Genomic DNA, 12,811 nt, shown 5'->3' on the forward strand with positions numbered 1-12,811 from the left:
GTCTCTCCTGCTCAGTAGCCGCTCATTTCGGCGACCCTGCCCGCGTGATAATACTGGTCGCCGAGGAATTCCTGCAGCGCCCGGTCGCGTTTCATATAGAGGCCGATGTCATATTCGTCGGTCATGCCGATGCCGCCATGCATCTGCACGCCTTCCTTGACCGCGAGCCCTGCCGCCTTGGCGACCTTGGCCTTGGCGACCGATGCCATCAGGTCGGCCTTTTCGCTGCCGCCATCGAGCAGCTGCGCCGCCTTGATCGTGACCGCGCGGGCGATCTCGACTTCGGAGTAGAGATGCGCAGCGCGGTGCTGGAGCGCCTGGAATTCGCCGATCAATTTGCCGAACTGCTTGCGCTGCTTGAGGTAATCGACGGTCATGTCCATCGCCCCCTGCGCCACGCCCACACCTTCGGCAGCAGCGCCCACGCGGCCCGCCATGAGCATGGCATTCAGGACTTCGCGCCCGCCATCGACTTCTCCGATCACGGCATCGCCATCCAGTTCCACCCCTTCGAACGTGACGTGGCTGGCCATCGAACTGTCGACGAGGCGCACGCTGTCATGGCTCATTCCGCTCGCATCCTGCGGCACGGCGAACAGCGTGATGCCATCGGCATCGCTGTCGCTGCCCGACGTGCGCGCGGCCACGACGATCATCTCGCTCGACGCGCCATAGACCACGAAGTCCTTCTTGCCAGAAAGCTTGAACCCATTGCCCGATTTCTCCGCCTTGCAGGCGATGGTCTCGGGGCGATGCTTCGCGCCTTCGTCGATGGCGACGGTATAGACCTTTTCGCCCTCGATCAGGCCCGGAAGCCAGCGGCCGCGCAAATCATCGCTACCGTGCTTCAGCGCAGTCGCGGCCAGCACGGAGGAGGACAGGAAGGGGGACGGGGTCAGGTTGCGCCCGATATTTTCGAGCACGATACCGGCCTCGACATGGCCCATGCCAAGCCCGCCATCGTCTTCGCCCACCAGCATGCCGGTGAAGCCCATTTCGGCAAACTGCTTCCACAGGCCGTGGCCGAAGCCGTCCTTGCAATCGCGGTCACGCCAGTGACGCAGCTGTTTCGCAATCGCGCCTTCTTCGGCCATGAACTGCTGGGCTGTTTCGGCGAGCATCGCCTGGTCGTCGTCGTAATAAAGAGGCATCGATCAGGCTCCCGGCAGGTCGAGGATACGTTTGGAAATGACGTTGAGCATGACTTCGCTCGTGCCGCCTTCGATCGAATTGGCCTTGGTGCGCAGCCAGCTGCGTGCGCCCTTCCCGCCATTCGTTTCCTCGCTCTCCCATTCCAGGGCGCGGCTGCCGCCGGCAGCCATCATCAGCTCGTGACGCCGCTTGTTCAGCTCGGTCCCGACATATTTCATCATGTTGGGCTGGGCGGGATGGCCCTTGCCGACCTTGAGTTCGTCGAGAAACTTCTCGCCCATCGCGGCATAGGACAATGCATCCACGTCGAACTGGGCCAGTTCCGCGCGCAGCACGGGATCGAGTTCGCCTGCATTGCGCTTCATCGCCGCACCGATGGCCGCCGTGCGGTCGCCGCCGCCCGCGCCCGAAATCATCTCGCGTTCGTGGCCGAGCAGGTACTTCGCCACGTCCCAGCCGCGGTTGATCTCGCCGACATAGGCCGGGCAGTCATCGCCATAGGACTTGGGCACCTTCACATCGTCCATGAAGGTTTCGCAGAACGGGCTGTTGCCCGAAATCAGCTTGATCGGCTTGGTGGAGACGCCGTCGCCCGCCATGTCGAACAGCATGAAGGTAATGCCCTGGTACTTGTTCTGCTTGTCGGTGCGGACAAGGCAGAAGATCCAGTCGGCTTCGTCGGCATAGGAGGTCCAGATCTTCTGACCGTTGACGATCCAGTGATCGCCCTTGTCCTCGCCATAGGTCTGCATGGACACGAGGTCAGATCCCGAACCCGGTTCCGAATAACCCTGGCACCAGCGGATCTTGCCGTCGGCGATTTCATTGAGGAAACGCTGCTTCTGGCCTTCGGTACCGAAGTGCAGCAGCGCCGGGCCAAGCATCCAGATGCCGAAGCTGGAAAGCGGCGGGCGCGCATTGATGCGGGCCATTTCCTGCCGCAGCACCTTGCCTTCCGCGGGCGACAGGCCCGCGCCGCCATATTCCTTGGGCCATTCGGGCACGGTGTAACCCTTTTCGCGGCAGGCTTCGAACCATGCCTTCTGGGCATCGTTCTTGAAGCTGGCATTGCGCCCGCCCCAATAGACATCGCCTTCGTCACGGACGGGTTCGCGCATTTCAGGTGGGCAGTTCGCTTCGAGCCATTCGCGCGTTTCGACGCGGAAGCTTTCCAGATCGGACATAACCGACTCCTCTCTCCATTATCCTCAGTTGACGTTTACGTTAGGGTGATTCGCGGCCGTCCTGCAAGGGCATTGACGGTGAAGCGCCATTCCGTAGCGTCAGCCCGAAGCCGGGCCGAGGTAGCGCTTGATGCGGGCGCAAATCGGGGCCAAGGCTGTGAGCCATGGCGTTCGTTCAAGGGCCTCTTTCCCAGCGATTGAAGATCATCCACGGCTTTGGCGCTGTGGCCTTCGGGGTGAAGGACCTCGGCTTCAGCTTTTTCCTGCTGATCTTCTACAACCAGGTGCTGGGCATGGATGCGCGGCTGGTCAGCCTGGCGCTGCTCATCGCGCTGTTCGTCGATGCGGTCATCGATCCCATCATCGGCAACCTGTCCGACCGGACATATACCAAATGGGGGCGGCGCCTGCCCTGGCTCTATATCGCCCCCATACCGCTGGCGGTCTTGTGGGCCCTGCTGTGGCATCCGCCGGGCGGTGAAGCGCCGAGCTTTGCGGGACTGGTGGCGATCGCCATCGGCGTGCGCGTGCTGCTGTCGGCCTGCGAAGTACCCTCCATTAGCCTCGTGCCCGAAATCACGCAGGACTATGACGAGCGCACCACGCTGTTCCGCTATCGCTTCCTGTCGGGCTGGCTGGGCGGCATCGTGATGATGGTGCTGGCCTATACGGTGTTCATGTCCGGCCCCGACGGACTGCTGGAGAAAGAAGGCTATCTCGGCTTCGGTATCTTCGGCGCCGTGCTGATGCTGCTGTCGGTCGGCGGATCGGCGCTCGGCCAGCATCGGCTCGTCGCCCACTGGCCCGATCGGCGCCCGCCGCCGTTTTCATTGAAGGCCGCGTTCTCCGAAATCTTCGACGCCTTCTCGGAGCGCAGCTTCCTGTTCTTCTTCGCCGGGGCGCTGGCTGCCTATGTCAATCAGGGCATGACTTTCTCGATTGCCAATTACCTCAACGTCTTCGTGTGGCGGCTGGACCAGCCGATCCTCGCGGGCGGGCCGGAATGGCTGACCGGCCTTCTGGCCTATGCCGTGACCCTGTTCCTGTCGGTGCTGCTGATGTTCTTCATCGTCGGCAGCATGCACCGCGCCTTCGGCAAGGCGAAGAGTGCCGCGATCGGCGCCTATTGCAGTGTTCTGCTGGGCCTCACCCCCTATCTGCTGTTTGCCCTTGGCATCTGGCCCGAGGCGGGCAGCACGGCCTCGACCCTGGCATTTCTCGGCACCTTGCTGTTCGCCAACATGTTCGGCGTCGTCATGATGATCTCCGCCACGTCCATGCTGGCAGAGATCGTGGAGGCGTTCGAGGAGAGGACCGGGCGCCGCGCGGAAGGCGCATTCTATTCGGGCAACTGGCTGATCCAGAAATGCGCCACCGGCCTCGGCATCTTCCTCACCGGCCAGATCATCGCCGCGGCGCAGCTCCCCGAGGGCGCGCGCGCCGCGCAGATCGAATTCGGCGTGCTGACCGACATGATCGGCTATTACGCCGCCGCGTCGATCCTGCTCGCCATCGTCGCCGCCTTCTGGCTGGGCCGATTCCCGATCAGCCGGGCGGAACATGAAGCACGGCTGGAACGGCTGGCGAAAAAAAGGCTGGATGCGATTGACGCTGCGGCACGGGGGGATGTCGACGCCGGAGCGCTGGCTCCCTGACCGCCGGCTTGGAAAAATGGCTTGGCGCAAGGCGCGCTCCTATGCCAGCCTTGCGGGAAACAGGAACTGAGAGAGAGGATAAACGAGATGGATTTCGAACCCACCGAACGGCAAACCTACTGGCGCGACCGGGTGAAGAACTTCATCGAGGACCATGTCCGCCCCGCCGTCCCCACCTACCGCGAACAGGATGCGCAGGGCGAACGCTGGAAGGTCATCCAGGTGGTCGAGGATCTCAAGGCCAAGGCCAAGGACCAGGGCATCTGGAACCTGTTCATGCCGCCGCGCAACGACAGCCATCACCACGTGGATGAGAGTTTCGAATTCGAAGGCCCGGGCCTCACCAATCTCGAATATGCGCTGTGCGCCGAGGAAATGGGCCGCATCGGCTTTGCATCGGAAGTCTTCAACTGCTCCGCGCCCGACACCGGCAATATGGAAGTCTTCCATCGCTACGGCACGCGCGAACAGAAGGACGAATGGCTCGAACCGCTGATGAATGGCAAGGTGCGGTCGGCCTTCCTCATGACCGAACCCTTCACCGCCAGTTCGGATGCGACCAATATCGAAACCCGCATCGAACGCGATGGCGACGAATATGTGATCAACGGCCGCAAATGGTGGTCCTCGGGCGTGGGCGATCCGCGCTGCAAGGTCGCCATCGTCATGGGCAAGACCGATTTCGAAGCGCAGCGCCATGCGCAGCAATCGATGATCCTGATGCCGATGGACGCGCCGGGCGTGAAGGTTCTGCGCCACCTGCCGGTCTTCGGTTATGACGATGCGCCGCACGGCCACATGGAAGTCGAGCTGACGGACGTGCGCGTGCCGGTCACCAACATGCTGCTGGGCGAAGGCCGCGGCTTCGAGATCGCGCAGGGCCGCCTCGGCCCGGGCCGCATCCACCACTGCATGCGCACCATCGGCGTGGCGGAAGAAGCGCTGGCCAAGATGTGCCGCCGCCTGCAGGAGCGCGAGGCTTTCGGCAAGCCGATCTACAAGCATTCGGTCTGGGAAGAGCGCGTGGCGCGGGCCCGCATCGACATCGACATGACCCGCCTGCTCTGCCTCAAGGCGGCCGACATGATGGACAAGGTCGGCAACAAGAGCGCCAAGCAGGAAATCGCCATGATCAAGGTGCAGGCGCCGAACATGGCGCTCAAAATCATCGACGATGCCATCCAGGCGCATGGCGGCGGCGGCGTGTCGGACGATTACGGCCTCGCCAATGCCTATGCCCACCAGCGTACGCTGCGCCTCGCCGACGGTCCGGACGAAGTGCACGCCCGCTCGATCGCGCGGATGGAATTCGCCAAGCATACGCCGCAGGAAAGCCAGACGGCCAATGCCCTGCGCGGCGGCAATGCGCATTCGGCCAGCGCGGGCAGCGCCTCGGCCGGCATGAGCAGCGGCGACGTGGGGGCGACGCGCTAAGCCCCCGCGCCAGGCGCAACATCACAGGCCGTTCGTGCTGAGCTTGTCGAAGCACTGCCCTTTTCCTCGGGCGCGGCACGGGAAATAAAGGACAGCCCTCGGACAGGCTCGGGGCGAACGGAGATTGGCATATGGCAAAGGCCGCAATTCTGGAGCAGGTGGGAAGCCTCACCATCGGCGAGGTCGAACTGGCCGAACCCGGCCCGCACGAAGTCCTGATCGACACCAAGGCGTGCGGCCTGTGCCATTCCGATCTCCATTTCATCGACGGCGCCTATCCCCACCCCTTGCCCGCCATACCGGGGCACGAGGCGGCGGGCGTGGTCAAGGCCGTCGGCAGCGAGGTGAAGACGGTGAAGCCGGGCGATCACGTGGTCACCTGCCTGTCCGCCTTCTGCGGCCACTGCGAATTCTGCGTCACCGGCCAGATGGCGCTCTGCGTCAGCAAGGAAGTACGCCGCGACCAGACGCAGGCTCCGCGCATCACGCGCAAAGGCAGCGACGAGACGGTGGCGCAGATGCTCAATCTGTCGTCCTTCTGCGAACAGATGCTGATCCACGAACATGCCTGTGTCGCGATCGACAAGGAAATGCCCCTCGACCGCGCCGCTATCATCGGCTGCGCGGTGACGACGGGCGCCGGCGCAGTATTCAACGCCTGCTCGGTCGTGCCGGGCGAAGCGGTCGCCGTGATCGGCTGCGGCGGCGTCGGCCTGGCTGCGATCAACGCCGCCAGGATCACCGGAGCGGGCAAGGTCATCGCCATCGACCCGCTGCCTGAGAAGCGCGAACTGGCAACAGCGCTCGGCGCCACGCACACGGTGGATGCCATGGCGGAAGACGCGGTCGAACAGGTGATGAAGGTCACCGGCGGCGGCGTGCATCACGCGATCGAGGCGGTCGGGCGGCAGGCCAGTGCCGATCTGGCGGTGAAGATCCTGCGCCGCGGCGGCACGGCCACGATCCTCGGCATGATGCCGCTGGATTGCAAGGTCGGCCTCGGCGCGATGGACCTGCTCGCCAGCAAGAAATTGCAGGGCGCGATCATGGGCAACAACCGTTTCCCGGTCGACTTGCCGCGCCTCGTGGATTTCTACATGCGCGGCCTGCTCGATCTCGACACCATCATCGCCGAGCGTATTCCGCTGGAGAAGATCAACGAAGGCTTCGAAAAGATGAAGCAGGGCACTTCGGCCCGCAGCGTCATCGTCTTCGATTGAGGGCGCGAAAACGGGCCTGTCCTACACGGCACGGGCGCGTTAGACCTCCTTCCTCGATGGGTTTTCGAGGGCACAATCGGCGGATTGCGGAAGTTGACAATCGGCCCCGGCATTTGGCCAGATAACCGGCGCAGAACCGGGGCGGGCCGCACCGGGCGGAGTTTTTGAAAAGGGGTGGGTCGGTGTGACACGACTCGCCATAAGAACACGGGACAGGACGGCATGAGCGATATCGATTTCGACAAGGAAATGGTCGGCACGATCGAAGTGCCCGAAAAGGACCAGATGGACCTGGACGCGCTGACCGCGTGGTTCACCGACCATGTGGACGGGTTCGAAGGCCCGATTTCCTACAGCAAGTTCAAGGGCGGCCAGTCTAACCCGACCTACCGGATCGATACGCCGGGCGGCAGCTATGTCCTGCGCCGTCAGCCGTTCGGCAAGCTCTTGCCCAGCGCCCATGCGGTGGACCGCGAATACACCGCCATGCATGCGCTCGGCCCTACTGGCTTCCCCGTGCCCAAGACCTATGGCCTGTGCGAGGATACCGACGTGATCGGGTCCAAATTCTTCGTCATGGGGCTCGCTGACGGGCGCTCCTTATGGAACGGCGCCCTGCCCGGCAGCACGCCGGAAGAACGCCGCGAAATCTACAATGCCATGATCGATACCATGGCCGATCTCCACTTGCGCAATCCCGAGGAAATCGGCCTCGGCGACTATGGCAAATCGACCGACTATTGCGCCCGCCAGATCGCGCGCTGGTCGAAACAGTACAAGCTTTCCGAAACCGAGCATATGGAGAAGATGGAACGGCTGATCGAATGGCTGCCGCAGACCATCCCGCCGCAGCATGAAAGCAGCGTGGTCCACGGCGATTACCGGCTCGACAATCTGATCTTCCACAAGGACGAGAACAAGGTTCTCGCCGTGCTCGACTGGGAATTGTCGACGCTGGGCGATCCCATCGCAGACTTCAGCTATCTCATGCTCAACTGGCACAATCCCGCCGATGGCCGCGCCGGCATCATGGACCTCGATCTCGAGGAACTCGGCATTCCGTCGCAGGACGAAGCCGTGGATCGCTATGTCGCGCGCACCGGCTATCCGGTCCCGCCGATGGACTGGTACTTCTCCTACAACCTCTTCCGGCTGGCCGGCATCATCCAGGGCATCAAGAAACGCGTGATCGACGGCACGGCTTCCAGCGCCCACGCCAAGGCGATGAGCGAACGCGTCGGCCCGCTGGTCGACCGCGCCTACGAATTCGCGGTGGCGGCGGGGATGGACTAGCGCGCGCACGCTGCTAACGCGCTGGACAATTCAAACGGAGATTATGAATGAGCGCCGACCTTGCAAGCCGCATCGAAGCCGCGTGGGAAGACCGCGCCAATGTCACCCCGCAATCGGGCGATGTGCGCGAAGCGGTCGAAGCGGCGCTGGGCATGCTCGACAGCGGTGAAGGCCGCGTGGCCGAACCCGATGGTAAGGGTGGCTGGACGGTCAACCAGTGGCTGAAGAAAGCCGTGCTGCTGTCCTTCCGCCTCAACGATAACCGCGTGATGGAAGGCGGCAGCGCCGGCCATCCCGCCTTCGACAAGGTGCCCAGCAAGTTCTCCGGGTGGGACGATGCGAAATTCCGCGAAGCCGGTTTCCGCGTCGTGCCCGGAGCCGTGGCCCGCGAAGGCGCCTATATCGCGCCGGGCTGCGTGCTGATGCCCAGCTTCGTCAACATCGGCGCCTATGTCGGCAAGGGCACGATGGTGGACACTTTCGCCAGCATCGGCTCCTGCGCCCAGATCGGCGAGAACTGTCATATCTCCGCCGGTGCAGGCATCGGCGGCGTACTCGAACCGATGCAGGCCAATCCGACCATCATCGGCGACAATTGCTTCATCGGTGCGCGCAGCGAAATCGTGGAAGGCGTGATCGTGGGCGAAGGCTGCGTCGTGTCGATGGGTGTCTTCATCACCCAGTCGACCAAGATCGTCTATCGCGACACCGGCGAAGTCATCCGCGGTCACCTGCCCCCGTTCTCGGTGGTGGTGCCCGGCACGCTGCCCGGCAAGGATGGCGGCCCCGGCCTCGCCTGCGCGGTGATCGTCAAGACGGTGGATGCGCAGACCCGCGAAAAGACCGGTATCAACGATCTCCTGCGCGACTGATCCGGTGACCTGAAGGGGGAACATTCCCCGCCAAGGCGCGTAAACCCTGCGATAGACACACGTAGGGAGGTTTCCTTGGATAATAATAACGGTCACGTACACATCGATGAAGAAGACGTCAGCGGCGGCTCGAAGGAAGGCGTGGTCCGCTGGGTCCTGCTCGGCGGCCTCGTGCTTGCAGTGCTCCTGCTGTCGATCGTGTGGATCATCCCGGCGATGATGCAAGGCGACGTCGAGGAAGAAGCCACCGTAAGCGGTGAAATCCGTTCGATGCAGGATGACGGTGAAGGCACCGACAGCATCGTGGGCGTGCCCAGCGAAACCGACAATGATTACGACACGGTCGGCACCACCGAAGACAAGGAAACCACCGAAGACGGTATTCAGGTCATCGAGAACTAAGCTGCGCGATAAGGAGAGTTCGCATGAGCAATTCCAACAGTTTCCAGACCGGCCAATATGTCGAATGGGATTGGGGAAACGGCAAGGGCAAGGGCCAGATCAAGGACCGCTTCGAGCGCGAGGTCACGCGGACTCTCCAGGGCAGCGAAGTCACCAAGGACGGTGACGAGGACAATCCCGCCTATCTGATCAAGCAGGAAGACGGCGACGAAGTTCTCAAGCGCGGTTCCGAACTGTCGGCGCAGAACTGATGGCCAAGGCGAAGAGCAAGGCGCAGCAGCAGGCCGCCGGAGCCGCCCTTTCCGCCAAGCGCGGAGAGACCAAGGTCGGCGATTTGCAGGGTGCATCGAAGCAGATGTATGAAAGCATGAGCGAGGAAGAGCTCGACGAGATGGCCTCGACCGATCGTTCGGACCTTCCCGAAACTGCGGACGACGACTGATGGACGCGGATAAGAAGGACGATATCTATTCCGACTTCTACGACTGCGTGAACATGCAGCCGAAGGAACTCGAGGAATGGCTCGATACCGAGGAATCGAAATCCGTCGGTGACAGCGATTCAGGCGAAAGCACCGGGCACAAGTCGGGCCGCCGGATCGTCGAGATCAAGAACACCAAGAAGGCCGACCTGACAGACAGCCAGTACGAGCATATGCAAAAGGTGGTGGGCTATGTGCACCGCCATCTGGCGCAGGAGCCGTCGGGCGATATTGAGGACAGCGATTGGCGCTACAGCCTCATGAACTGGGGCCATGACCCCTTGAAATAATGGCTGGCTCCGATCCTCTGGCCCACTTCGTCAAGGCGCAGGATGGTGGCACTTACGAGCAGGCGCTCGAGGAGATCGGCGATGGCGAGAAGAAGAGCCATTGGATGTGGTTCATCTTCCCCCAGATCGAAGGCCTGGGCAAAAGCGCCAAGGCACAGAAATACGCCCTCGCCGATCTCGATGAAGCGCGCAGCTATTGCGAACACGAGGAACTCGGCCCGCGCCTGTTCGAAGCCACCGAAGCCATGCTCGAATGGGCCGGCACGATGAGCGCGGAAGACATTCTTGGCGAGGTCGATGCGCTGAAATTCCGCAGTTCCATGACCCTCTTCGAAGCCGCCTGCGACGACGAGGATGCCCAGGTCTTCAGCGACGCGCTGGAGGCCTTCTACGACGGCGAACGCTGCCCCCGCACCATCGACCGGATGTAAGTCGGCGGTAGGCTGCTAGCCAAGAAGCGGCTTAGCCGAAGCCCTAGCCAGTGGTGCCAGCTTATATCCTGAAACTGGCACCGTAATCCCTCATGCCCCCTCGTCGCGCGGCTTTCCGGCCGGATATTCGATCGCTGCCGTGCCTGCCTGGCTCGCCGCATAAGCTTCCGCTTCCCTGAGAACCCGCAGCATATTGCGCATCGAAATCTTCTCCAGATCCGCCTGCGAATACCCCCGCCGTGCCAGTTCCACGAAGAGTTCGGGATAGCCGCTGACGTCTTCCATCCCGACCGGCCCCGTCGGCATCCCATCGTAATCGCCGCCGATGCCGATGTGATCGATGCCCGCGACATCGCGAATGTGATCGATGTGATCGGCCATGTCCGACACGGTCGAAACCGGCGCCCGGTTTTCGGCGTCCCACTTCGCCAGCAGCGCCTCGACCTGATCGGGCTGACCGGGATACAGCGCTTTGAGCCGGGCTTCCTCGCCTGCGCGATTGGCGGAATACTGCCGCAGGTCTTCGGTCACGTAAGATGGCAGGGCAACAACCATGACGATCCCGCCGTTGAGCGGCAGGCGCGCCAGCACATCGTCCGGGACATTGCGCGCGTGTCCGTTGACAGCCTGCGCGCCCGAGTGACTGAAAATCACCGGCGCGCGCGCCACGTCGAGCGCATCGCGCATGGCCGGAGCGCTGACATGGCTCAGATCGACCAGCATCCCGATGCGGTTCATTTCGCGCACCACATCCATGCCGAACGCGTTGAGCCCGTCATGGCGCGGCGCATCGGTGGCGCTGTCCGCCCAGTCCAGCGTCTTGCCATGCGTCAGCGTCATGTAGCGCGCGCCCAGATCGTACATCTGCCGCAGCACGGCCAGGCTGTTGCCGATGGAATGCCCGCCCTCCATGCCGAGCAGCGAGGCGATCCGACCCTCGGCGACCGCGGCCTCGACATCGTCGGCAGTCAGCGCCAGTTCCAGGCCGCGCGGATTGCGATCGATCAGGCGCTTGGTGACGTCGATCTGTTCAAGCGTCATCTGCACCGCCTCTGCTTCGGGCAGGCTCGCGCTGACATAGACCGACCAGAACTGCGCCCCCACCTTGCCGCGGGCAAGCCGGACCAAATCGCTGTGCATCGCTTTGCGATCGCCCTCGGCCGTGTCCAGCGTATCGGCGAAGTCGAAATCGTTGATCAGATTGTCGAAACGGGCGCGCAGCTGGATGGGGACGTCATTATGCCCGTCCCATACCGGCGCCGCATCGAGCGCCGCCGCCGCAGTTTCCTCAGGCGTGTCCTGCGCGATCGCCGGCGCCGCCAGCAAGGACAGCACGGCAATGGCCGCGCTCGTATGGATGGACTTCAAGAATATCTCCTCTGCGGAACTCTATGGCATCTCATGGGCTGTTGTAGCGAACAGATCGCTCTTGGAAAGGATTGCCTGATGACCATGATCGCCCGCTGGAACGGAGAAGAGATCGCTCGCAGCGACGATACCTTGGTTGTCGAGGGCAATCATTACTTCCCGCCTTCCGCTGTCGCCCGCAGCGCGCTCGTCCCAAGCGAGCGGACAAGCGAGTGCCCATGGAAGGGAACCGCTCAATATCATTCGATCAATGCCGGCGGTGCCATCAACAAAGATGCTGCCTGGTACTATCCCCATCCCAAACCCGATGCCGCCGAAATCAAGGACCGGATCGCGTTCTGGAACGGGGTGGAAGTCACGGAGGAATGATCCGCCGCGCACTGCGCTGGCTGCTGGCCGTCTTCTATGCCTTCGCCGGCATCATGCACCTTGTGAAGCCTGGTCCGTTTCTCGGTATCATGCCGGATTTCGTGCCTATGCCCGAAGCGGTGGTGTTCTGGACCGGCGTTGCAGAGCTGCTCGGCGCAGTCGCGCTTGCGCAACCGTGGTCCCAGACAATCAGAAAAGCGGGGGCGATCGGTCTCGCCTTGTACGCGGTCTGCGTCTTTCCCGCCAACATCCAGCACTTCGTGCTCGACATGGCGCGCGAGGATAAGGGCCTTAGCCTCGCTTATCACCTTCCGCGCATGGTGGCACAGCCGGTTCTTGTCTGGCTGGCCCTATGGGTCGGCGGCGTCACGGACTGGCCGCGGCGCCGCCACACCATATAATCAGGACATGTGCTTGGAAACGGCACCGGTCATCTTGAACATGGAGATCTGCTCCTTGCCGATGACTGCACCCAGCTTGTCGTCAGGGTTGATCATGCGCTTGTCCTGCGGATCCTGCAGGTTGTTCGCCTTGATATGGTCCCAGACCTTCGAAGTGACCTGAGCGCGGGTCATCGGACCTTTGCCAACCACATTCTCGAGTTGCGGCGAGAGATTCACCGGCTTCTGGAGTGCGTTATTCTTTCCTGCCATTTCAGCT

16 protein-coding genes are annotated in these 12,811 nt (G+C 62.7%); 12 read left to right on the plus strand and 4 right to left on the minus strand.

The window, feature by feature from the left end; all coding sequences use genetic code 11:
- Nucleotides 1-11: 11 nt before the first annotated feature.
- A complete protein-coding gene (locus K3175_RS10050; RefSeq protein ID WP_221543286.1) occupies nt 12-1,151 on the minus strand; it encodes an acyl-CoA dehydrogenase family protein in 1,140 nt (379 codons plus the stop codon).
- 3 nt (nt 1,152-1,154) lie between these two features.
- Nucleotides 1,155-2,336: an acyl-CoA dehydrogenase family protein gene (locus tag K3175_RS10055; RefSeq protein WP_221543287.1), complete on the minus strand. Its 1,182-nt coding sequence runs from the start codon at nt 2,334-2,336 to the stop codon at nt 1,155-1,157.
- Nucleotides 2,337-2,500: 164 nt separating this feature from the next.
- Between K3175_RS10055 and K3175_RS10060 the strand changes: the two genes are divergently transcribed.
- The 10 genes from K3175_RS10060 (at nt 2,501) to K3175_RS10105 (ending at nt 10,414) form a co-directional block, all read left to right on the plus strand.
- On the plus strand, nt 2,501-3,991 hold the full coding sequence (locus K3175_RS10060; protein ID WP_221543288.1) for an MFS transporter: 1,491 nt from the start codon (nt 2,501-2,503) through the stop codon (nt 3,989-3,991).
- 87 nt (nt 3,992-4,078) lie between these two features.
- Entirely contained in the window at nt 4,079-5,425 is a 1,347-nt protein-coding gene (locus tag K3175_RS10065; protein WP_221543289.1) for an acyl-CoA dehydrogenase family protein, read from the plus strand.
- Nucleotides 5,426-5,556: 131 nt separating this feature from the next.
- Entirely contained in the window at nt 5,557-6,645 is a 1,089-nt protein-coding gene (locus K3175_RS10070; protein WP_221543290.1) for a Zn-dependent alcohol dehydrogenase, read from the plus strand.
- A 222-nt stretch (nt 6,646-6,867) separates the two neighbouring features.
- Nucleotides 6,868-7,938, plus strand: a complete 1,071-nt coding sequence (locus K3175_RS10075; protein WP_221543291.1) for a phosphotransferase family protein — start codon at nt 6,868-6,870, stop codon at nt 7,936-7,938.
- A gap of 47 nt (nt 7,939-7,985) precedes the next feature.
- On the plus strand, nt 7,986-8,810 hold the full coding sequence (gene dapD / locus K3175_RS10080) for a 2,3,4,5-tetrahydropyridine-2,6-dicarboxylate N-succinyltransferase (RefSeq protein ID WP_221543292.1): 825 nt from the start codon (nt 7,986-7,988) through the stop codon (nt 8,808-8,810).
- Between the two features lie 75 nt (nt 8,811-8,885).
- Nucleotides 8,886-9,212: a hypothetical protein gene (locus tag K3175_RS14190; protein ID WP_247710855.1), complete on the plus strand. Its 327-nt coding sequence runs from the start codon at nt 8,886-8,888 to the stop codon at nt 9,210-9,212.
- Between the two features lie 23 nt (nt 9,213-9,235).
- Complete coding sequence (locus K3175_RS10090) at nt 9,236-9,463, plus strand: hypervirulence associated TUDOR domain-containing protein (RefSeq protein WP_221543293.1); 228 nt, start codon at nt 9,236-9,238, stop codon at nt 9,461-9,463.
- Nucleotides 9,463-9,654, plus strand: coding sequence for a DUF3008 family protein (locus K3175_RS10095; RefSeq protein ID WP_221543294.1), 192 nt, complete (start codon nt 9,463-9,465; stop codon nt 9,652-9,654). Before K3175_RS10090 ends, K3175_RS10095 begins: the two co-directional genes overlap by 1 nt.
- Entirely contained in the window at nt 9,654-9,983 is a 330-nt protein-coding gene (locus K3175_RS10100; protein WP_221543295.1) for a DUF3140 domain-containing protein, read from the plus strand. Before K3175_RS10095 ends, K3175_RS10100 begins: the two co-directional genes overlap by 1 nt.
- Nucleotides 9,983-10,414 carry a DUF1810 domain-containing protein gene (locus K3175_RS10105; protein WP_221543296.1) on the plus strand — a complete coding sequence of 144 codons (432 nt, stop codon included), beginning with the start codon at nt 9,983-9,985 and terminating at the stop codon, nt 10,412-10,414. Before K3175_RS10100 ends, K3175_RS10105 begins: the two co-directional genes overlap by 1 nt.
- Nucleotides 10,415-10,504: 90 nt before the next feature.
- On the opposite strand, the gene K3175_RS10110 is transcribed toward K3175_RS10105, so the two are convergent.
- Nucleotides 10,505-11,788, minus strand: a complete 1,284-nt coding sequence (locus K3175_RS10110) for a dipeptidase (protein ID WP_221544101.1) — start codon at nt 11,786-11,788, stop codon at nt 10,505-10,507.
- 72 nt (nt 11,789-11,860) lie between these two features.
- Here K3175_RS10110 and K3175_RS10115 point away from each other — a divergent pair, with 72 nt between their 5' ends.
- Both K3175_RS10115 and K3175_RS10120 read left to right on the plus strand, forming a co-directional pair.
- Nucleotides 11,861-12,151 carry a DUF427 domain-containing protein gene (locus tag K3175_RS10115; protein WP_221543297.1) on the plus strand — a complete coding sequence of 97 codons (291 nt, stop codon included), beginning with the start codon at nt 11,861-11,863 and terminating at the stop codon, nt 12,149-12,151.
- Nucleotides 12,148-12,552, plus strand: a complete 405-nt coding sequence (locus K3175_RS10120) for a DoxX family protein (RefSeq protein ID WP_221543298.1) — start codon at nt 12,148-12,150, stop codon at nt 12,550-12,552. The genes K3175_RS10115 and K3175_RS10120 overlap by 4 nt, the downstream gene beginning before the upstream one ends.
- On the opposite strand, the gene K3175_RS10125 is transcribed toward K3175_RS10120, so the two are convergent.
- Nucleotides 12,553-12,804, minus strand: coding sequence for an SWIB/MDM2 domain-containing protein (locus K3175_RS10125; protein ID WP_221543299.1), 252 nt, complete (start codon nt 12,802-12,804; stop codon nt 12,553-12,555).
- Nucleotides 12,805-12,811: the final 7 nt, after the last annotated feature.

It is taken from the genome of Qipengyuania aestuarii (genome assembly GCF_019711535.1).
In the GTDB taxonomy this organism is placed as follows: Bacteria; Pseudomonadota; Alphaproteobacteria; order Sphingomonadales; family Sphingomonadaceae; genus Qipengyuania; species Qipengyuania aestuarii.